We start from the raw sequence: 21,214 nt of genomic DNA on the forward strand, positions 1-21,214 counted from the left end.
TCCTTAGTCAGTGGGCCGGTCCGGCCACTGGGCTCCGGCCGGACTCTGTCAGGCTCAAGGGTACGGCCTGCTCAACCCAGCAACGTCCGCCTGGCCTCCCGGACCGCCTCCCGGGTGGACGCCCAGGCCCGGCGCAGTTCCTCCTTGACCGGCCACCACACGTCCCGGCGCAGCCAGCGGCACGGCCGCAGCACCAGGAACCGCCACACCCGCCCGGCCAAGTGCCAGGCCCGGGCGAGGAGCTGACCGACCGTCCGCAGCACCGGGTACAGCAGCATCCGCCACACCCATCCGAGCGGCCGCAGCACCAGGTGCCGCACCAGCCACACCAACGCCCGGCCGCACCCGAACGCCACCTGCACCAGCGCCTGCCCGAGCGGGACCAGCACCCGGCGCCAGAGCCACACCAGCGGGACCGCCACCAGGTACCGGCCCAGCCAGGCCAGCGCCCGGCCGACGGCGGAGACCAGCGCCACCAGCCCCCGGCCGATCCCGGTCAGCACCCGTGCCAAGCCCCGGCCGAGCGCGGTCAGCACCCATGCCAAGCCCCGGCCCGCCCCGACCAGCACCCACGCCAGACCACGACCCAGCGGGACCAGCACCCGCCCCCAGAGCCACACCAGCGGCGCCACCACGACCCACCGCAGCAGCCAGAGCAGCGGCAGGACCACACCGTGGCGACCGAGCCAGCCCAGACCCCGGCCGGTCAGGACCAGCCCGGCGCCGACGGCGAAGAGCCCCACCAACAGCCCTCGCCCGCCCGGCCGCAGCACCCGGCGGCCGAACCAGCCGGCCGGCCGGACCACCAGTTCGGCGGCCAGCCAACGCGCACCCGCCCGCAGCGCACCGCCGGTCCGCACCAACCCGCGCTCGGTCGCCACCAGGGCCGTCCGCACGGCCCGGCCGACCGGTGCCAGCAGGTGCACCGCGATCCACACCAGCGGCCGCAGCACGAGTACGCCGATCACCCACCCGAGCGCCTCGCCCAGCACGGTCGCGGCCGTCTCCAGCACCTTCCCGGTCCAGCTCAGCAGCCGCCCGAGGGCACGCAGACCGGCCACGATGCCCCGCCCGAGCGGCGCCAGCACGTACCCGTACAGCGCCTTCCCGGTCCAGGTCAGCAGTCGGCCGAGGGCACGCACACCGGCCACCGCGCCCCGCCCCAGCGGCGCCAACAGGTAGGTGTACGTGGCCCGGACGATCCAGACCAGCGCGTGGCCCAGGGGGGTGAGCAGGTGCCGGTACAGCATCAGCAGCGGCCACCCCACCAACCGGCGGCAGGCCCAACCGAGCAGCCGGCCGAGCCCGTCGAGCACGCGGCGGACCGGGCGCCAGGCCAGCACCAGCAGTTCCCAGCCGAAGCGGACCGGGAGCACCACCGCGAAGGCGAGGATCCGGGCCGGTATCCGGACCGCCGCGACCAGGCAGCCTTCGGCGGGTCTGTCGTCCTGCTGCTCCATCGTCTCCCCCTGAATGACCTGACGGCCCCTGCCGTGCAGTACGCACGGGAGGGGCCGTCAGGTTGCTTGCCGGTATTACGAGTTGACCACAGTCAGCGGCAGCAGCTTCACGCCGGTCGGGCCGATCTGGATGCTCGTGTCCATCTGGGGGCAGACGCCGCAGTCGAAGCACGGGGTCCAGCGGCAGTCCTCGACCTCGACCTCTTCGAGGGCGTCCTGCCAGTCCTCCCAGAGCCAGTCCTTGTCGAGGCCGCTGTCCAGGTGGTCCCAGGGCAGCACCTCCTCGTAGGAGCGCTCGCGGGTGGTGTACCAGGCGACGTCGACGCCGGTGCCGGCCAGGCCCTTCTCGGCGGCCGCGATCCAGCGGTCGTAGGAGAAGTGCTCGCGCCAGCCGTCGAAGCGGCCGCCGTCCTCGTAGACCGCGCGGATGATCGCGCCGACCCGGCGGTCACCGCGGGAGAGCAGGCCCTCGATGATGCCGGGCTTGCCGTCGTGGTAGCGGAAGCCGATGTTCTTGCCGTACTTGCGGTCGTTGCGGATCGCGTCGCGGAGCTTCTGCAGCCGGGCGTCGGTGTCCTCGGCGGAGAGCTGCGGGGCCCACTGGAACGGGGTGTGCGGCTTGGGGACGAAGCCGCCGATCGAGACGGTGCAGCGGATGTCGTTCTGGCCGGTGACCTCGCGGCCCTTCTGGATCACGTTCTTCGCCATGGTGGCGATCTGCAGCACGTCCTCGTCGGTCTCGGTGGGGAGGCCGACCATGAAGTACAGCTTGACCTGGCGCCAGCCGTTGCCGTACGCGGCGGCGACGGTACGGATCAGGTCCTCCTCCGACACCATCTTGTTGATCACCTTGCGGATGCGCTCCGAGCCGCCCTCGGGGGCGAAGGTGAGGCCCGAGCGGCGCCCGTTGCGGGTCAGCTCGTTGGCCAGGTCGATGTTGAAGGCGTCGACCCGGGTGGACGGCAGCGAGAGGCCGATCTTGTCCTCGGTGTACCGGTCCGCGAGGCCCTTGGCGATGTCACCGATCTCGGTGTGGTCGGCGCTCGACAGCGAGAGCAGGCCGACCTCCTCGAAGCCGGTCGCCTTCAGACCGCGCTCGACCATCTCGCCGATGCCGGTGATGCTTCGCTCCCGCACGGGGCGCGTGATCATGCCGGCCTGGCAGAAACGGCAGCCGCGGGTGCAGCCGCGGAAGATCTCCACGGACATCCGCTCGTGCACGGTCTCGGCGAGCGGGACCAGCGGCTGCTTCGGGTAGGGCCACTCGTCCAGGTCCATCACGGTGTGCTTGGAGACCCGCCACGGCACGCCTTCGCGGTTGGCCACCACGCGGGCGATCCGGCCGTCCTCCAGGTAGTCCACGTCGTAGAAGCGCGGGACGTAGACACCGCCCGTACGGGCCAGCCGGAGCAGCACCTCGTCGCGGCCGCCGGGGCGGCCCTCGGCCTTCCAGGCCCGGATGATCTCGGTCATGTCGAGCACGGCCTGCTCGCCGTCACCGATCACCGCGCAGTCGATGAACTCCGCGATCGGCTCGGGGTTGAACGCGGCGTGCCCGCCGGCCAGCACGATCGGGTCGTCCAGACCCCGGTCGGCGGCGTTCAGCGGGATGCCGGCCAGGTCGAGCGCGGTCAGCATGTTGGTGTAGCCGAGCTCGGTGGAGAAGGAGAGCCCGAACACGTCGAACTGCTTCACCGGCCGGTGCGCGTCGACGGTGAACTGCGGCACGCCGTGCTCGCGCATCAGCGCTTCCAGGTCCGGCCAGACGCTGTAGGTGCGCTCCGCCAGCACGCCCTCACGCTCGTTCAGCACCTCGTACAGGATCATGACGCCCTGGTTGGGCAGCCCGACCTCGTAGGCGTCCGGGTACATCAGGGCCCACCGGACGTCGGCGCTGTCCCAGTCCTTGACGGTCGAGTTGAGCTCGCCGCCGACGTACTGGATCGGCTTCTGGACGTGCGGGAGGAGGGCCTCCAGGCGTGGGAAGACCGATTCGACTGGCATGCGGTGAGCCCTTTTCGGCGGGGACAGGGAGACCCTCAAGGGTAGCCGAACCAGCTGAGGTCAAATCCCTATCGGCCGCTGGGTCCGGACGCACTGGAGCAGCCCGACCCCGATCCAGACCGCGAACATCGAGGAACCGCCGTAGGAGACGAACGGCAGCGGGATGCCCGCGACCGGCATGATGCCGAGGTTCATCCCGATGTTCTCGAACGCCTGGAACGCGAACCAGCTGATCACCCCGGCGGCCACGATGGTGCCGAACAGGTCGGTGGCCTGCCGGGCGATCTTGCAGGCCCGCCAGAGCAGAACGCCGAGCAGCACGATCAGGCCGGCCGCGCCGACGAAGCCGAGCTCCTCGCCGGCCACCGTGAAGACGAAGTCGGTCTGCTGCTCGGGGACGAACTGGCCGGTGGTCTGGGTGCCCTTGAACAGGCCCATCCCGGTCAGGCCGCCGGAGCCGATCGCGATCCGGGCCTGGGCGGTGTTGTAGCCGACGCCGGCCGGGTCGAGCGCGGGGTTGGCGAAGGCGGCGAAGCGGTCGATCTGGTACTTGCTCAGCACCCCGAGCTGCCAGATCGCGCCCGCGCCGAGCGCGCCGGTGGCGATCAGGCCGAAGACCCAGCGGTTGGCGGCGCCGGAGCCGAGCAGGATGCCCAGGATGATGACGCCCATCACCATCACCGAGCCGAGGTCCGGCATCAGCATGATCACGGCCATCGGCAGCGCGGCCAGGCCGAGCGCCTGGAGCACGCTGCGGTCCGGCGGGTACTCCCGCTCCCCCGCGTCCACCCGGGCCGAGAGCACCACCGCCATGGTCAGGATGATGGCGAACTTGGCGAACTCGGCGGGCTGGATCGAGAAGCCGCCGCCGAACTGGATCCAGGCCTTGGCGCCGTTGATGGTCGAGCCGAGCGGCGTGAGCACCGCGAGCAGCATCAGCACCACCAGGACGTAGACCACCGGCACCGCCGTGCGCAGCCGCCGACTCCCTATCAGCACCACGACGCCGCACAGCACCAGACCGATCGCCAGATTGGTGAGGTGCCGGAACAGGAAGTACTGCGGGTCGCCGTGGGTCAGCGAGTCCCGCCCGCGGGTGGCCGACCAGACCAGCAGCGAGCTGCCGAGCGAGAGGCCGAGCGCGGCCAGCACCATGATCCAGTCGAGCCGGCGCAGCGGGGAGCCCTTGGCCAGCGCCCGGCCCACGGTGCCGCGCTGGGGCGAGAGCCGGTACGGGCTGTACGAGGAGGTCATGCCCGGCCCCTTCCGGCGGTGCGGGTGGTGGGTTCGAGGGCGGCCAGGGTGAGGGTGCCGGGGGCGGCGGGGGCGGTCGGCGGCAGCGGGTCCAGGAACGCGACCGGCTGGAGCGCGGTGCCGTCCGGGTTGAACTTGGGCAGCTCGGCCTGCGGCTTGTTCAGCAGCGCCTTGCCGGTGTCGATGTTGCCCTTGTCGTCCACGCCGTAGATGGCCTGGTAGATCCGGCGGACGGCGTCGCCCGAGGCACCGGAGCCGGTACCGGCCTGACTCATCGTCATGACCACCGCGTAGTCGCGGCTGTAGGTGGTCAGGTACGAGGTGGTCTGCTTGCCGAAGACCTCGGCGGTGCCGGTCTTGGCGTGCAGCTCGATCTTGCCCTGCGGCCAGCCGGCGCCGGTGAACTTCCAGGCGGCGGAGCCCTGCTCGATGACGCCCTTGGTGGCCTCGTCGATGTACTGCAGGGTGCGGGCGTCGGCCGGGATCTTCCCGTCCTCGTGCGGGGCGATCTCGCGGACCACCTTGCCGTCCGGGGAGACCACCGCCTTGGCGATGGTCGGGCGGTAGAGCGTGCCGCCGTTGGACAGCGCGGAGTAGATCCGGGCCATCTGGAGCGGCGTCACCAGGGTGTCGCCCTGGCCGATGGAGTAGTTGACCGCGTCACCGGCGCGCATCTGGTTGCCGTCGGCGCAGTTCTCCTTGGCCACCAGGGTGCCGTAGTCGTTGTTGCCGGACTTGGCCTGCTCGCACCAGTTGTCCTTGTTGGCGTCGTAGTACTCCTGCTTCCACTGCCGGTCCGGGATCCGGCCGCTGGCCTCGCTGGGCAGGTCGATGCCGGTCTTGGCGCCGAGGCCGAACTGCTTGGCGGTCTTGAAGAACCAGTCCGCCGGTTCCTTCTTCGGCTTGATGCCGCCGTCGGCCATCCACTGGTCGTAGGCGAGGCCGTAGAAGACGGTGTCGCAGGAGACCTCCAGCGCGCGGGCCAGGCTGATCGAGCCGTAGCCCTTGCTCTCGAAGTTCTTGAACTCGCGGCCGCCGATGGTCATGCTGCTCGGGCAGGCGTAGTTGCCGTTCAGCGAGTAGCCGGCCTGGGCGGCCGCGGCGGCGGAGACCACCTTGAAGGTGGAGCCGGGGGCGGACTGACCCTGTATGGCCCGGTTCAGCAGCGGGTAGTTGGACTCCTTGCTGGTCAGGTTCTGGTAGTCCTTGCCCGCGATGCCGCCGACCCAGAGGTTGGGGTCGTAGGTGGGGGCGCTGGCCATCGCGACGATCCGGCCGGTGTGCACGTCCATCACCACGGCCGCGCCGGAGTCGGCCTCGTAGTTGCGCTTGGTGTCCTTGTCGTACGCCTTGCGGGCGTCCACCATGGCCTGCGCGAGGTTGTCCTCGACCGCCTTCTGCACCCGGGCGTCGATGCTGGTGACCAGGTTGTTGCCGGGGACCGCCGGGGTGGTGCCCGCGCTGCCGATCACCCGGCCGAGGTTGTCCACCTCCAGCCGGTCGATGCCGGTGGTGCCGCGCAGGTCGTTGTCGTAGACCGACTCCAGGCCGGCCCGGCCGATCTGGTCGACCGGCAGCCGGCGCTCGCGGCCCTCCTTGTCCTTGGACTTGGTGACCTCCTCGTCCGTCACCGGGGAGAGGTAGCCGAGCACCTGGGCCAGGTTGGCGCCCTCGACGCCGGTGTAGCGGCGGAGCGAGGTGGGCTGCGCGGTGACGCCGGGGAAGTCCTCGCGGCGTTCCATTATCTGCATCGCCTGCTGGGTGGTGGCCGCCTTGGTGACCGGGATCGGCTGGTAGGGCGAGCCGTTCCAGCAGGGCTGCGGGGTCTTGGGGTCGCAGAGCCTGACCTTGTCCTGGACGTCCTTGGCGGGCATCCCGAGCACGTCGGCGAGCCGGGCCAGCACCGCCTTGCCGCGGTCCTTCTGCTGCAGCAGCGAGGTGCGGCTGACCGAGACCACCAGCTTGGCCTCGTTGCCGGCCAGGATGCGGCCCGAGGCGTCCAGGATCTCACCGCGCACGGTCGGCTCGACCACCTCGCGGACGTGGTTGCCCGCCGCCTTCTCCACGTACTCGTGGCCGGTGCGGATCTGCAGGTACCAGAGCCGTCCGCCCAGGGTGGCGAGCAGCGACAGCACCAGCACCTGCAGGACGACCAGACGGATCGTCACCCGCGGGGTGCGGCCGGTCTCCGGGATGTTGCTCAACGGTGCTCGCTCCTCAGGGGCGCTTGGCCAGGCCGGGGATCCGCCGCTTCTTGCCGTAGCCCGGCAGCGGGGAGGCCTCACGGGTGGTGCGGTAGCGGGCCAGCGTGCCGAGGCCCGAACCGCCGGCGTCCTCGGACTCGGTGATCACGCTGCCGCCGTCGAAGCGGCGGGCCAGCATCATCACGGCCGGGACCACGAACGGGGCCAGCAGCACGTCGTACAGCAGGGCGCTGGACACCAGGCCGGTCAGGCCGACATGGCGGGCGGCGGTGTCGCCGACCAGGGCGCCGACCATCGCGTACAGCAAGGTGGAGGCGACCGCGGCGACCGCCACGATCAGCAGCGCGCTGACCGCCGAGCGCTGCCGGCTGCCGTCCGGGCGGAGCAGCCCGGCGGCGTAGCCGAGCAGGCAGAGCACCAGGGCGTACCGGCCGATGGCGTGGTCCGAGGGTGGGGCGAGGTCGGCCAGCAGGCCGGCCGAGAAGCCGACCAGGCAGCCGCCGGTGGGGCCGTAGACCAGGGCCAGGCCGACCACCACGAGCAGCAGCAGGTCGGGGGTGGCGCCCGGGAGTTGGAGCCGGCCGAGCACGCTGACCTGGATCACCAGGCCGAGCAGGATCAGTACGGCGGAGAGCAGGATCCGGTTGATCCGCATGGTCAGTTCCCCCCTGCGGTCGGGTTGGCGGGCGGTGCCGCCGGGGCCTGGCCGGCCGGCGGCAGGACGGCGTCGCGGGGGTCGGTCCGCGGCGGGACCACCACCACGCCGACCAGGTCGAGCCGGGTGAACTGCACGTACGGCTCGACCAGCACGGTCTTGGTGAGCTGGCCCGGCGTCGCCTCCACCTCGACCACCTTGCCGACCGGGACGCCGGGCACGAACGGGCGGCCGCTCTGCGAGCCGAAGGTGACCAGCCGGTCGCCCGGCTTGACCTGGGCCTTGCCGTTCAGCAGCGAGACCTTCATCGGGCCGGTGCCCTGGCCGTTGGCGAAGCCGATCTCGCCGCTGCCCTCCATCCGGGTGCCGGCGCTGAAGCCGGGGTCGGAGGCGAGCAGCACGGTGGCGGTGGTGGGCGCGATGGTGGTGATCCGGCCGACCAGGCCCTGACCGTTGATCACGGTCATGTCCCGGGTCAGGCCGTCGTCGCTGCCGGCGTCGATGGTGATGGTCCAGGAGAAGCCCTGGGCCGCGCCGATCGCGATCACCTGGGCGGCCTTGACGGTGTAGCCGCCGTTGCCCGCGGTGCGCAGCAGGTCGTCGAGCTGCCTGGTGCGGCCCGACGCGGTGTCGGAGGAGGCGACCCGCTGGCGCAGGTCGGTGTTCTCCCGGGTGATCTGGTCGAGCCGGGCCTGGTGGGTGCCCGCGTCCCGGACCGCCCGTACGGTGCCGGCCACCGGGTCGACCACCCCGGCCGCGCCCCGCTCGACCGGGCCGAGCACGCCCGCGGCCGCCCGGCGGGCACCACTGAGCGGAGAGCTCTCGCCGCCCTTGATGTCCACGGTGATCAGGGCGAACGCGACCGCTACCAGCAGGACGAGCAGCAGTCGGCTCTCTCGGGTGTCCCTCACGATGCTGGAGCTGCCCCTTCGGTGCCGGGCCCCCACCCGCTGCGGACGACTGAGGGCCCTTCAGTTGACGTGTGTTCTCTTGTCCCGCTCAACGACGGGGCTGGGCGTCCAGTACCTGCTGGAGCGCCTCGAACTCCTCGACGCACTTGCCGGAGCCGAGCGCGACCGAGTCGAGCGGGTTCTCGGCGATGTGGATCGGCATCCCGGTCTCCCGGCGCAGCCGCTCGTCCAGGCCGCGCAGCAGGGCGCCGCCGCCGGTGAGCACGATCCCACGGTCCATCACATCGCCCGCCAGCTCCGGCGGGCACTGGTCCAGGGTGGTCTTGACCGCGTCGATGATGGAGTTGACCGGCTCGTCGATCGCCTCGCGGACCTCGGCCGCGGAGATCACCACGGTCTTCGGCAGACCGCTGACCAGGTCGCGGCCGCGGATCTCGGCGTGCTCGTCCTTCTCCCCTTCGAGCGCGAAGGCGGAGCCGATGCTCATCTTGATCTGCTCGGCCGAGCGCTCACCGAGCAGGAGCGAGTACTCCTTCTTGATGTGCTGCACGATCGCGTTGTCCAGCTCGTCGCCGGCCACCCGGATGGACTGCGCGGTGACGATCCCGCCGAGCGAGATCACCGCGACCTCGGTGGTCCCGCCGCCGATGTCCACCACCATGTTGCCGGTGGCCTCGTGCACCGGGAGCCCGGCGCCGATCGCGGCCGCCATCGGCTCCTCGATGATGTGCACCTGGCGCGCGCCGGCCTGCGAGCTGGCCTCGATCACGGCGCGGCGCTCGACTCCGGTGATGCCGGACGGGACGCAGACGACCACGCGCGGGCGGGCCAGGTAGCGGCGGCGGTGGATCTTGAGGATGAAGTACCGCAGCATCCGCTCGGTGATCTCGAAGTCGGCGATCACGCCGTCCTTGAGCGGGCGGATCGCGACGATGTTGCCGGGCGTGCGCCCGATCATCTTCTTCGCCTCGGAGCCGACCGCCAGGATGCCGCCGGTGTTGGTGTTCACCGCGACCACGGAAGGCTCGTTGAGGACGATCCCCTTGCCCCTGACGTACACCAGCGTGTTGGCAGTGCCGAGGTCGATCGCCATGTCACGGCCGATGAACGACAGATTGTTGGCCATGGGGTGTGAGGTGCCTTCCCGAACTCGGAATCAGATGGCGGGGGGATGGGGGCGGACGACGGCTGACCAGCCGTACCGGGCCCGTGAGTTGTGCTCCATCGTAGCCACGCCGGTCGTCTCGGACTGCGAGGTACGGCGTGCTGCCCATTCTCCGGCGGTCCGTCGGCATCTCCGAGGATTGGGACGCCGTGTCGAGGCTTCGAGTTCCGTATTTGAGGATGAAACGTCGATATTCACCTGGTCGGGCCTGGCGGTGCGCGGCCCGACCAGGTGACGCCGGGTCAGGCCTGACCGGGGAAGAAGATCTTGATCTCGCGCTCGGCCGAGGCCTCGGAGTCGGAGGCGTGGATCAGGTTCTCGCGGGTGATGGTGGCGAAGTCGCCGCGGATGGTGCCGGGACCGGCCTGCAGCGGGTCGGTGGCACCGGCCAGCGCGCGGATGCCCGGGACGACGTTCTCGCCCTGGACGATCAGCGCGAGCGACGGACCGGAGGTCATGAACTCGAGCAGCGGCTCGTAGAACGGGCGGCCCACGTGCTCGGCGTAGTGCTGCTCCAGCGTCTCCCGGTCGAAGGTACGCAGCTCGACGGCGGCGAGCTGCCAGCCCGCCTTGCGCTCGATCCGGCTGAGGATCTCGCCGGCCAGGCCGCGCTTGACGGCGTCGGGCTTGAGCAGGACGAGAGTGCGCTGGGACACGGTAACGGCTCCTGGGGACTAGGCGTCGGTCCCGCAAAGGCTACCTTGCGTGGTCGGTCGCACCCGCAGGCATGGTCACCCCGGGCGCGACCGGCTACGCTGCGGCCGCCGCTTCCCGGGCGGCCTTGATCTCGTCGATCCGGCGGCCGTAGTGCACCGAGCACCACCAGAGCCCGGCGAAGACCAGCCCGAGCACGAACATGGTGGGCAGCACGAAGCCGCTGACGACCAGTCCGAGCTGGAGCGCCCAGCCGACCGCCACCGCGCCGGGCCGGGTGATCGCGCCGCACAGCAGCACGCAGAGCAGCATCGCGATCCCGCTGACGGTCCAGACCGTCGCGGTGGACACGTCCGAGAGCTGCATCGCGACCAGGGCCGCGAACATGATGAGCAGGGCCTCGCCGATCAGGGTCGAGGAGCAGAGGACGCGCATGTCACTTCTTCCCGAGCAGGATGCGGGCCTCGCCGACCGTGATCACGGAGCCGGTGACGATGACCCCGGCTCCGCCCAGGTCCTCCTCCTCGGCCATGGCCACGGCCGCGTCGATGGCGTCGTCGAGCCGGGGCTCGATCCGGACCCGGTCCTCGCCGAAGATCTCCACCGCGATCGCGGCCAGCTGGTCCACCGGGGTGGCCCGGTGGGTGGAGTTCTCGGTGATGACCACCTCGGCCAGGATCGGCTCGAAGGCCGCCAGGAAGCCCGAGGCGTCCTTGTCACCGCTGGTGCCGATCACGCCGACCAGCTTGGAGAAGCCGAACGACTCGGTGATCGCGGCCACGCTGGCCTCGGCGCCGTGCGGGTTGTGCGCGGCGTCCAGGATCACGGTGGGGCTGCGCCGGACCACCTCCAGCCGGCCGGGCGAGCTGACGGCGGCGAACGCGGCCCGGACCTTCTCCGCGTCCAGTACCCCGCCCCGGGCGCCGCCGACGCCGAAGAAGGCCTCGACCGCGGTGAGCGCGAGCGCCGCGTTGTGCGCCTGGTGGGCGCCGTGCAGCGGAAGGAAGATGTCCTCGTACTCGGTGCCGGCGAGCCCGCGGATCGTCACCAGCTGGCCGCCGACGGCCACCTCACGGCGGATCACCCCGAACTCCATGCCCTCGCGGGCCACGACGGCGTCCACCTCGACCGCGCGGCGCAGGATCGCCTCGGCGGCGTCCAGCGGCTGCTGCGAGACCACGGCGAGCGCGCCCGGCTTGATGATGCCGGACTTCTCGGTGGCGATCTTGCCGGTGGTGTCGCCGAGCCGGTCGGTGTGGTCCAGGCCGACCGGGGTGATCACCGCGACCGCGCCGTCGATCACGTTGGTGGCGTCCCAGGAGCCGCCCATCCCGACCTCGATCACGGCGACGTCCACCGGGGTGTCGGCGAAGACGGCGTACGCCATGCCGGTGAGCACCTCGAAGAAGGACATCGCGACCGGCTGCTGCTCGTCGACCATCTGCACGTACGGCTCGATGTCGCGGTAGGTCTCGATGAACCTGGCGACGCTGATCGGCGCACCGTCCAGGCTGATCCGCTCGGTCACCGACTCGACGTGCGGGCTGGTGTAGCGGCCGGTGCGCAGCTCGAAGGCGAGCAGCAGCTGCTCGATCATCCGGGCCGTGGACGTCTTGCCGTTGGTACCGGTGATGTGGATCGCCGGGTAGGCCCGCTGGGGCTGGCCGAGGATGTCCATCAGCGCGGCCATCCGGTCGAGCGACGGCTCCAGCTTGTTCTCCGGCCAGCGGGTGGAGAGGGCGGTCTCGATCTCGCGCAGCTCGCCCGCCGGGTCGGCGGGGTCCGGGTTGCCGGGGCGGATCGTGTACGGGTTCTGCGGGGCCTTGTCGCTCACGCGCCCAGTCTACGGAGCCCCCGCCCCCGGTCCGATCCGGGTGGCCCAGGACTCACGTGAGCACCCTCACTTGGTAAACACTTCGCCAAGACAAAGGTCTACCATGTGAATAGATGCTGATTTACACCGATCGCCATCGAATCGAAGCCCAGTTCGCCGATGGAGCCTTGCCATGGATGTCGTTCACACCTTCTTCGTCGCACACCGGACCGGAGTGCTGTGGGCGGCCCACCTGCTCTCGCTGGCCCTGCTGGCCTACATGGTCTTCATCTTCGGCCGGTTCCTGCTCTACTGGGCCGGCTCGGCCCGGTCCTTCCGGCGCAACCGCCCCGCCGAGCCGGGCGATCCGGCCGCCCTCCAGTGGCACCTGGTGATCCCCTGCCGGGACGAGGAGGCGGTGGTCGGACAGACCCTGGCCGGCCTGCGCCGGTCCTCCCCCGGGGCGCACCTCTGGGTGGTGGACGACGACAGCGGTGACCGCACCCGCGAGCTAGTGCTGGCCGCCGCCGACCAGGACCCGATGGTCCACCTGGTGCAGCGCCGCCGCCCGGACGCCCGGATCGGCAAGGGCGCCGCCCTCAACGCCGCCTACCGGCAGATCTCCGCCTGGCTGCCGCCCGGCACCGACCGCGAGCGGGTGGTGCTCGGCGTGGTCGACGCCGACGGCGAGCTGACCCCGGACACCCTGGCCCTGGTCAGCGGCGAGCAGGCGTTCGGCCGCCCAGAGACCGGCGCGGTGCAGATCGGCGTCCGGATGCGCAACGCCGACGACCCCCGCCCGCTGCCCGGACGCGGCCGGGCCGCCAACGCCTTCGCCCGGACCCTGGTGCGGATGCAGGACATCGAGTTCCAGGCCAGCAACGCCGGGATGCAGCTGCTCCGCCGCCGCACCGGCAGCGTCGGCCTGGGCGGCAACGGCCAGTTCGTCCGGCTCGCCGCGCTCGACGCGCTGGCCGGCGACGGACAGTGCCCCTGGCCCGAGCGGGCGCTGCTGGAGGACTACGAGTCCGGCCTCGAACTCCGGCTGGCCGGCTACCGGTTGACCCATGTGCACGAGGCCCTGGTGGCGCAGGAGGGCCTGGTCTCCAACCGCCGCTTCCTCACCCAGCGGACCCGCTGGGCCCAGGGCAACATGCAGTGCCTGCGCTACACCGGCCGGGTGCTGCGCTCGCCGCACTACTCGTTCGCCGGCAAGGCCGAGGTGATGTACACCTTCCTGCAGCCGGTGGTCGCGGTGCTGCTGGTGCTGCTGCTCCCGGTCTCGCTCGGCATCTCGCTGGCCACCCGGATCTTCTTCAGCTCCGACGCCGTCGCGTTCGAGGACAGGTTCGGGCCGCTGATGCTGGCCGCCTTCGTGCTGGCCGCCCTGCCGCTGGTCTGCTGGGGCTTCGTCTACCGCCGCACCGTGTACCCCGACCGGAGCCGACTGACCGCCCTGCTCTGGGGGTTGGGCCTCTGGCTGTACACGTACCACATCTTCCTGGTGGCCGTCCGGGCCGCCGTCCGGATCGCGCTCCGCCGCAACGGCTGGGCGAAGACCCGGCGCAACGCCGAGCTGACCGCGATCGGCGCCCCCACCGCACTCGAAGCCTGAACGGAACCGTCCGATGACCGTACACTGCCTCCCCCCGCGCCCCGGCACCGGCCGGATCGCCGTCGTCCTGGGCACCCGCCCCGAGCTGGTCAAGCTCGCCCCGCTGATCCACGAACTCGGACCGGCCACCCGGCTGGTGCACACCGGCCAGCACTGGGACGAGGCGATGTCCGGCCGGTTCCTGCGCGAACTCGGGCTGCCGGAACCGGAGTTGCTCACCGGCGTGGGCGGCAGGCCGCGGGCCGGGCAGATCGCCGCCTCGCTGGAGCAGCTGGACGCGGCCTTCACCGCCGAGCGCCCCGGCGCCGTGGTGGTGCAGGGCGACACCAACGCCACCCTGGCGGGGGCGCTGGCCGCCAACGCGCACGGCATCCCGCTGGTGCACGTCGAGGCCGGGCTGCGCAGCCACGACCGGGCGATGCCCGAGGAGCACAACCGGGTGATGGTCGACCACATCGCCGACCTGCTCTGCGCCGCCACCGAGGAGAACGTCGCCAACCTGCGGGCCGAGTCGCTGTACGAGCCGTCGATCGAACTGACCGGCAACACCGTGGTCGAGGTGGTGCGCCGCCAGCTCCCGGACGCCGCCTCCCGGGCCGTCCTGCTGGCCCGGTACGGGCTGCGCCCCGACGGCTACGTGCTGGCCACCGTGCACCGGCCGGAGAACACCGACACCGCCGAGGCGCTCGGCGCGGTGCTGACCGAGCTGGGCCGGATCGCCGCCGACACCCCGGTCCTGTTCCCGATGCACCCGCGCACCCGGGCCGCGGTCGAACGGCACGGCCTGGAACCGCTGTTGGCCCGGCTGACGGTGACCGGGCCGGTCGGCTACGGCGAGTTCCTCGGGCTGGCCCGGCACGCCGCCCTGCTGGTCTCCGACTCCGGCGGGGTGCAGGAGGAGTGCACCGTGCTGGGCCGGCCGCTGCTGGTGGTACGCCGCTCCACCGAGCGCCCGGAGGCGATGGACGCGGGCTTCGCCACCCTGGTCGACCCCGGCCCCGAACTGGGCGCCCTGGCCGCCGAATGGCTCGCCGACGCCCCCGAGCGGCTGGCCCGGCTGGCCGCCACCCCGAGCCCGTACGGCGACGGGCTGGCCTCGGTCCGGATCGCCCGGCTCACGCTCGCCCTGACCGAACCGGCGCTGAGCGCCGCTTGATCCTTCCGGCGACGGTCTTGACAGCAGGAATGGTCTACTCCACCTTGTGACTCAAGTCACTGGTACAGACCACGACTTGTCCCCTGCACCGCACCATCCTCACTCCCCCACCTGGAGATGGCATGCGCGCAAGACCGAGAAGTACCGTCCACCTGCTGCTGACCGCCCTGGTCGCCACCGCACTGGCGCTGGTCGGCCTGCTGCTGGCCACTCCGGGGGCCCAGGCCGCCGATGTCGAGCTCGTCGCCAACGGCGGCCTGGAGAGCGGCAACCACCTGGCCCCCTGGGTCTGCACGGCCGGCTCCGGCCAGGGCGCCACCGGGCAGGCCCACTCCGGGAGTTACGCCCTCAAGGCGACCCCGAGCGGCAGCGACAACGCCCAGTGCACCCAGAGCGTCACGGTCAAGCCCTCCTCCACGTACGTGCTGAGCGCCTGGGTGCTCGGCCCCTACGTCTACCTCGGCGCCACCGGGACGGGCTCCACCGACCCCAGCACCTGGACCAGCAGCACCGGTTGGACCAAGCTCAGCACCACCTTCACCACCGGGGCGTCGACCAGCCAGGTCACGGTCTACCTGCACGGCTGGTACGGCCAGAGCGCCTACCTCGCCGACGACATCTCCCTGGTCGGCCCGGGCACCCCGAGCCCGACGCCGAGCACCAGCGTGACGGTCACCCCCAGCCCGAGCCCGTCCACCAGCACCAGCCCGAGCCCCAGCTCCAGTCCCAGTCCGAGCCCCAGCCCGAGTCCCAGCACGTCGCAGCCGCCCGGCAAGCACCTGCTGACCGGCTACTGGCAGAACTTCGACAACGGCGCCACGGTGCAGCGGATCAGCGACGTCCCGGCCGCGTACGACATCATCGCGGTCTCGTTCGCGGACGCCACCGGCACGCCCGGCGGGATCAGCTTCACCCTGGACAGCGCCCTCGCCAGCAAGCTCGGCGGGTACACCGCGGCGCAGTTCAAGGCCGACATCGCCGCCAAGCGGGCGGCCGGCAAGAAGGTCATCGTCTCGGTCGGCGGCCAGAACGGCACGGTGGCGGTGAACAGTTCGGCCTCCGCGACCACCTTCGCCAACACCGCCTACGCGGTGATCCAGGAGTACGGCTTCAACGGGATCGACATCGACCTGGAGAACGGCGTCAACGCCACCTACATGGGACAGGCGCTCAACTCGCTGGCGGGCAAGGTCGGCAGCGGCTTCGTGCTCACCATGGCGCCGCAGACCATCGACATGCAGTCGGCCGGGGCGGAGTACTTCAAGCTGGCGCTGAACGTGAAGTCCGTCCTGACCATCGTCAACATGCAGTACTACAACTCCGGCGCCATGCTCGGCTGCGACGGCAACGTCTACTCCCAGGGGACGGTCAACTTCCTGACCGCACTCGCCTGCATCCAGCTGAAGAACGGGCTGGAGCCCCGCCAGGTCGGACTCGGCGTGCCGGCCTCCACCAGCGCGGCCGGCGGCGGCTACGTCAGCCCGAGCGTGGTCAACGCGGCGCTCGACTGCCTGGCCCAGGGCACCAACTGCGGCAGCTTCAAGCCGGACACCAAGTGGCCCGGCATCGGCGGCGCGATGACCTGGTCGACCAACTGGGACGCCAAGGCGGGCGGCGGCATCGCCAACACCGTCGGCGGGCACCTGCACGCCATGCCGTAACCGAGCGGGGCACTCAGGCCTGGCGCGGGATGGACCGGCAGCCGCGCCGGTGCCTGAGCTCGGCGGTGATCTCCCCCAACTCCCCGTCGGGGAGGAAGGGGAGCATCATCGCCACCGCCTGCAGCAGCCCGCCGACCAGGAAGGTGGTGTCCGGGGTGGAGGCGACCAGCGAGCGGACGGTACCCACGTCACCCGCGTCGACCGCCTCCACCAGCTCGGCCACGTCCACGAGTTCCTCGTCCACCGCGACCCCGGAGGTGTCCGCCGGGGCGAGCCTGGCCAGGCCGCGCAGCACCCGGTCGGCGACGTCCGGCGCGTAGGCCTTGCGGACCGCCTCGGCGGCGATCCACACCAGCAGGGTGGTCACCTCCTGCTCGGCCTGGTCCGCCAGCAGCCGCTCCAGCTCGCGGTCGAAGGCGAGTTGGTTGCCGTGCCGGAATGCGAGCAGCAGGGTCGCCGCCCTGGCCTTGGCCACGTCGACCGCCTCCGCAGGCAGTTCGTCGGCCAACTCCCTGGTCACCACCACGCCGTGCCCTCCCGTCAGTCGACATACGCCGCCCAGAACTCCCACTTACCGTACACAGTCGAACTGCAAACGCCCCTTAACCCGCGCGCAAAACAACCAGACCCGATCGGCGGTACGCCATTTCGGTAATTCACCGATTCACGGTCGGACAACGGTCAGACACTCGTGGCGAAGGTCCGCCGCAGCTCCTCGATCTCCTCCACGCACTTCCCCGAACCGACCGCGACGCAGTCGAGCGGATTCTCCGCGACCCGGACCGGCAGACCGGTCTCGCGGGAGATCCGCCGGGCCAGACCGCGCAGCAGCGCACCGCCGCCGGTGAGCACGATGCCCTGGCCCATCACGTCGCCCGCCAGCTCCGGCGGCACCGAGTCCAGGGTCTGCCGGACCGCCAGCACGATCTCCGCCACCGGCTCGTCCAGCGCCTCCCGGACCTGGGCCGCCGTCACCACGGCCGTCCGGGGCAGCCCTTCGACCGCGTCCCGGCCGCGCACCTCGTGCTCGGCCGGACCCTCCTCGCCCGGCACCTGCTCGGCCGAGCCGATCACCACCTTGATCTCCTCGGCCGTCCGCTCACCTATCAGCAGGCCGTGGTCCCGCTTCACCTGCCTGGTGATCGCGGCGTCCATCCGGTCCCCGGCCACCCGGATCGAACGGGCGGCCACCATGCCGCCCATCGACACCACGGCGACCTCGGTGGTGCCGCCGCCGATGTCCACCACCATCGAGCCGGTCGGGTCCTGGACCGGCAGGCCGGCCCCGATCGCGGCCGCCATCGGCTCCTCGATCAGGTGCACCGACCTGGCCCCGGCGCTGCCGACCGCCTCGATCACGGCCCGGCGCTCGACCCCGGTGATCCCGCTCGGCACGCAGACCACCACCCGCGGCTTGGCCCGGAACCAGCGGCCGCTGCTGCCGGTCGCCTTCGCCAGCAGGTGCCGCAGCAGGTGCCGGGTGCCCTCGAAGTCGGCGATCACCCCGTCCTGCAGCGGACGGCTGGCCACCACGTCCTGGGGCGTGCGGCCGAGCGTCCGCCTGGCCTCGGCGCCGACGCTCAGCACCTCGCCGGTCTTCCGGTCCATCGCCACCACCGACGGCTCGTTCAGCACAATTCCCTTGCCCCGGAGGTAGACCAGGGTGTTCGCCGTTCCGAGATCGATGCCGATGTCCCGCCCGCGCCGTGCTTCCGTACCCGCCATTGGACGCCCGCCTTCTCTGCTTTCGAACTCTTCGTGCACATCCGCTGCTGGCCAGCGTACGCGAGAGAATTCGGCCGAACGGGTTATCAGGAACTCGCCCGGGTTCGCGAAATAGCCGACGGGTAATCAACTCCCGCCGGTACCGCAAACACTGAGGGCCGTGCCCCCGCACGAAGCGGGAGGCACGGCCCTCGATCGAACCGGTCAGGCCTGCGGCAGCGCCGCCAACTGCGCGGTGATCCGCGTGATGTCGGCCTCGGCGGCCGCCTGACGGGCCTTGATCTTGTCGACCACGTTGTCCGGCGCCTTGGCCAGGAAGGCCTCGTTGCCGAGCTTGGCCAGCGCCTGGTCGCGCTCCTTCTCGGCGGCGGCCAGGTCCTTCGCGAGCCGCTTGCGCTCGGCCGGCACGTCGATGGTGCCGGACAGGTCGATCGCGAAGGTGGCACCGGCGACCGGCAGCGAGGCGGTGGCCGCGAAGCCCTCCTCCGGCTCGGTCAGCCGCGCCATCGAGCGGATCGCCGGCTCGTGCGCGGTCAGCACCGTCCCGGCCAGGTCCAGCCGGGCCGGCAGCCGCTGACCCGGGTTCAGCTTCTGGTCCGAGCGGAACCGGCGGACCTCGGTCACCGCCTGCTGCACCGCGGCCACCTCGGCCTCGGCCGCCGGGTCGCGCCGGTCGGCCTGGGCCACCGGCCACTCGGTGATCACCAGCGACTCACCGCCGGTCAGCGTGGTCCACAGGGTCTCGGTGACGAACGGCACGATCGGGTGCAGCAGCCGCAGCGTCTTGTCGAGCACCTCGCCGAGCACCCGGCGCGCGGCGTCGGCCTGCGGGCCGCCCGCGAACAGGGTGGTCTTGGAGAGCTCGACGTACCAGTCGAACACCTCGTCCCAGGCGAAGTGGTAGAGCACGTCCGAGACCTTGGCGAACTCGTAGTCCTCGTAGAGCGCGTCCACCTCGGTGATGGTCGCGTTCAGCCGGGACAGGATCCACCGGTCGACCGCGGTGAGCTGCTCGGGCGCGGGCAGCGGGCCCTCGACCGTGGCGCCGTTCATCAGCGCGAACCGGGTGGCGTTCCAGATCTTGTTGCAGAAGTTCCGCGAGCCCTGGACCCAGTCCTCGCCGATCGGGACGTCGGCACCCGGGTTGGCGCCACGGGCCAGGGTGAACCGGACCGCGTCGGCGCCGTACTGGTCCATCCAGTCCAGCGGGTCGACCGCGGTGCCGGAGGACTTGGACATCTTCTTCCCGAACTGGTCCCGCACCAGGCCGGTCAGCGCGACCGTCCTGAACGGCGCCTGACCGTCCATCGCGTACAGGCCGAACATCATCATCCGGGCGACCCAGAAGAAGATGATGTCGTGGCCGGTGAGCAGCACGTCGGTGGCGTAGAACTTCTCCAGGTCCGGCGTCTGCTCCGGCCAGCCGAGGGTGGAGAACGGCCACAGGCCGGAGGAGAACCAGGTGTCGAGGACGTCCGGGTCCTGGTGCCAGCCCTCGCCGGCCGGCGGCTGCTCGTCCGGTCCGACGCAGACGACCTGGCCCTCGGGGCCGTACCAGACCGGGATCCGGTGGCCCCACCAGAGCTGGCGCGAGATGCACCAGTCGTACATGTTGTCGACCCAGTCGAAGTAGCGGCGCTCCAGCTCCTTCGGGTGGATGTCCACCCGGCCGTCGCGGACGGCGTCGCCGGCCGCCTGGGCCAGCGGCTCGACCTTGACCCACCACTGCAGCGACAGGCGCGGCTCGACGATGGTGTGGCAGCGCGAGCAGTGGCCCACGGCGTGCGTGTACGGGCGCTTCTCGGCGACGATCCGGCCCTGCTCGCGCAGCGCGCCGACCACGGCCGCGCGGGCGTCCAGGCGGTCCAGCCCGAGGAACGGGCCGTGCACGGTGATCGCGCCACGCTCGTCCATCACGGCCAGGTTCGGCAGGTTGTGGCGCTGGCCGATGGCGAAGTCGTTCGGGTCGTGCGCCGGGGTCACCTTGACCGCGCCGGTGCCGAACTCCGGGTCGACGTGGGTGTCGGCGACCACCGGGATCTCACGGTCCGTCAGCGGCAGCTTGATGGTGCGGCCGACCAGGTGCGCGTACCGCTCGTCGTCCGGGTGGACCGCGACGGCGGTGTCGCCCAGCAGGGTCTCGGCCCGGGTGGTGGCGACCACGATCGAGTCGGCCCCGTCGCCGTAGCGGATCGAGACCAGCTCGCCGGCCTCGTCCTCGTGCTCCACCTCGATGTCGGAGAGCGCGGTGAGGCAGCGCGGGCACCAGTTGATGATGCGCTCGGCGCGGTAGATCAGGCCGTCGTCGAAGAGCTTCTTGAAGATGGTCTGGACGGCCTTCGACAGGCCCTCGTCCATGGTGAAGCGCTCGCGCGACCAGTCCACGCCGTCGCCGAGGCGGCGCATCTGGCCGAGGATCTTCCCGCCGTAGTTCTCCTTCCACTCCCAGACCTTCTCGACGAAGGCCTCCCGGCCCAGGTCGTGCCGGGAGAGGCCGGACTCGGCGAGCTGCTGCTCCACCTTGTTCTGGGTGGCGATGCCGGCGTGGTCCATGCCGGGCAGCCAGAGCGCCTCGAAGCCCTGCATCCGCTTACGGCGCGTCAGGGCGTCCATCAGGGTGTGCTGGAAGGCGTGGCCGAGGTGCAGCGCACCGGTGACGTTCGGCGGCGGGATGACGATGGTGTACGCGGGCTTGTCGCTCTTGGCGTCGGCGGTGAAGTAACCGCGCTCCTCCCAGCGCTGGTACAGCACGCCCTCTACCTCCGCCGGGGCGTAGGTCGTCGGGAGGGTGGCTGCGTTGTCCCCGTCGAAGGTTCCGGGGCGCTGGTTCGTCGTGTCGGTCACGACACACAGTTTACGTAAACCTGGGGGCCGCCTTCGACCGCCTTTCCGCCCGACCACCCGGACGGGGCCGGTCTTGACGGGTGCGGTACCGTG

The 21,214-nt window shown here is 71.3% G+C and carries 16 protein-coding genes; 3 read left to right on the forward strand and 13 right to left on the reverse strand.

All coding sequences use genetic code 11. The features are described from left to right. Positions 1 to 71 precede the first annotated feature (71 nt). The 10 genes from ABT118_RS14810 to folC all read right to left on the reverse strand — a co-directional run bounded on the left by ABT118_RS14810 (position 72) and on the right by folC (position 12,141). Positions 72 to 1,460, reverse strand: a complete 1,389-nt coding sequence (locus tag ABT118_RS14810; protein WP_350668453.1) for a hypothetical protein — start codon at positions 1,458 to 1,460, stop codon at positions 72 to 74. Positions 1,461 to 1,535: 75 nt separating this feature from the next. Beyond that, positions 1,536 to 3,464, reverse strand: coding sequence for a TIGR03960 family B12-binding radical SAM protein (locus ABT118_RS14815; protein WP_350668454.1), 1,929 nt, complete (start codon positions 3,462 to 3,464; stop codon positions 1,536 to 1,538). A gap of 60 nt (positions 3,465 to 3,524) precedes the next feature. Continuing rightward, positions 3,525 to 4,718: a rod shape-determining protein RodA gene (gene rodA, locus ABT118_RS14820; protein WP_350668455.1), complete on the reverse strand. Its 1,194-nt coding sequence runs from the start codon at positions 4,716 to 4,718 to the stop codon at positions 3,525 to 3,527. Further along, positions 4,715 to 6,922, reverse strand: coding sequence for a penicillin-binding protein 2 (gene mrdA / locus ABT118_RS14825; RefSeq protein WP_350668456.1), 2,208 nt, complete (start codon positions 6,920 to 6,922; stop codon positions 4,715 to 4,717). Before mrdA ends, rodA begins: the two co-directional genes overlap by 4 nt. A gap of 13 nt (positions 6,923 to 6,935) precedes the next feature. After that, a complete protein-coding gene (mreD, locus tag ABT118_RS14830) occupies positions 6,936 to 7,577 on the reverse strand; it encodes a rod shape-determining protein MreD (protein ID WP_350668457.1) in 642 nt (213 codons plus the stop codon). Between the two features lie 2 nt (positions 7,578 to 7,579). Beyond that, positions 7,580 to 8,488 (reverse strand): rod shape-determining protein MreC, encoded by a 909-nt coding sequence (gene mreC, locus ABT118_RS14835; protein WP_350668458.1) that lies wholly within the window; start codon positions 8,486 to 8,488, stop codon positions 7,580 to 7,582. A gap of 88 nt (positions 8,489 to 8,576) precedes the next feature. Further along, positions 8,577 to 9,602: a rod shape-determining protein gene (locus ABT118_RS14840; protein ID WP_073927935.1), complete on the reverse strand. Its 1,026-nt coding sequence runs from the start codon at positions 9,600 to 9,602 to the stop codon at positions 8,577 to 8,579. Positions 9,603 to 9,895: 293 nt separating this feature from the next. Beyond that, positions 9,896 to 10,309 carry a nucleoside-diphosphate kinase gene (gene ndk / locus ABT118_RS14845; protein ID WP_350668459.1) on the reverse strand — a complete coding sequence of 138 codons (414 nt, stop codon included), beginning with the start codon at positions 10,307 to 10,309 and terminating at the stop codon, positions 9,896 to 9,898. 94 nt (positions 10,310 to 10,403) lie between these two features. Continuing rightward, the gene (locus tag ABT118_RS14850; protein ID WP_350668460.1) at positions 10,404 to 10,742 is read right to left on the reverse strand and encodes a DUF4233 domain-containing protein; all 339 of its coding nucleotides are present in this window, start codon (positions 10,740 to 10,742) and stop codon (positions 10,404 to 10,406) included. Between the two features lies 1 nt (position 10,743). Then, on the reverse strand, positions 10,744 to 12,141 hold the full coding sequence (gene folC / locus ABT118_RS14855; RefSeq protein WP_502884551.1) for a bifunctional tetrahydrofolate synthase/dihydrofolate synthase: 1,398 nt from the start codon (positions 12,139 to 12,141) through the stop codon (positions 10,744 to 10,746). 172 nt (positions 12,142 to 12,313) lie between these two features. Here folC and ABT118_RS14860 point away from each other — a divergent pair, with 172 nt between their 5' ends. The 3 genes from ABT118_RS14860 (at position 12,314) to ABT118_RS14870 (ending at position 16,552) form a co-directional block, all read left to right on the forward strand. After that, positions 12,314 to 13,735 (forward strand): XrtP-associated glycosyltransferase, encoded by a 1,422-nt coding sequence (locus ABT118_RS14860; RefSeq protein ID WP_350668461.1) that lies wholly within the window; start codon positions 12,314 to 12,316, stop codon positions 13,733 to 13,735. A gap of 13 nt (positions 13,736 to 13,748) precedes the next feature. Continuing rightward, positions 13,749 to 14,891 carry a non-hydrolyzing UDP-N-acetylglucosamine 2-epimerase gene (gene wecB, locus ABT118_RS14865; RefSeq protein WP_350668462.1) on the forward strand — a complete coding sequence of 381 codons (1,143 nt, stop codon included), beginning with the start codon at positions 13,749 to 13,751 and terminating at the stop codon, positions 14,889 to 14,891. Positions 14,892 to 15,013: 122 nt separating this feature from the next. Continuing rightward, on the forward strand, positions 15,014 to 16,552 hold the full coding sequence (locus tag ABT118_RS14870) for a chitinase (RefSeq protein WP_350668463.1): 1,539 nt from the start codon (positions 15,014 to 15,016) through the stop codon (positions 16,550 to 16,552). Positions 16,553 to 16,565: 13 nt separating this feature from the next. Here the strand turns inward: ABT118_RS14870 and ABT118_RS14875 are convergent, their stop codons facing one another. The 3 genes from ABT118_RS14875 to ABT118_RS14885 form a co-directional block, all read right to left on the reverse strand. Continuing rightward, positions 16,566 to 17,078, reverse strand: a complete 513-nt coding sequence (locus ABT118_RS14875) for a hypothetical protein (protein ID WP_350668464.1) — start codon at positions 17,076 to 17,078, stop codon at positions 16,566 to 16,568. Positions 17,079 to 17,233: 155 nt separating this feature from the next. Beyond that, entirely contained in the window at positions 17,234 to 18,277 is a 1,044-nt protein-coding gene (locus ABT118_RS14880) for a rod shape-determining protein (protein ID WP_350668465.1), read from the reverse strand. A gap of 204 nt (positions 18,278 to 18,481) precedes the next feature. Next, positions 18,482 to 21,121, reverse strand: a complete 2,640-nt coding sequence (locus ABT118_RS14885) for a valine--tRNA ligase (protein WP_350668466.1) — start codon at positions 21,119 to 21,121, stop codon at positions 18,482 to 18,484. Positions 21,122 to 21,214: the final 93 nt, after the last annotated feature.

Source organism: Kitasatospora sp. NPDC002040 (assembly GCF_040296785.1).
GTDB lineage: Bacteria > Actinomycetota > Actinomycetes > Streptomycetales > Streptomycetaceae > Kitasatospora.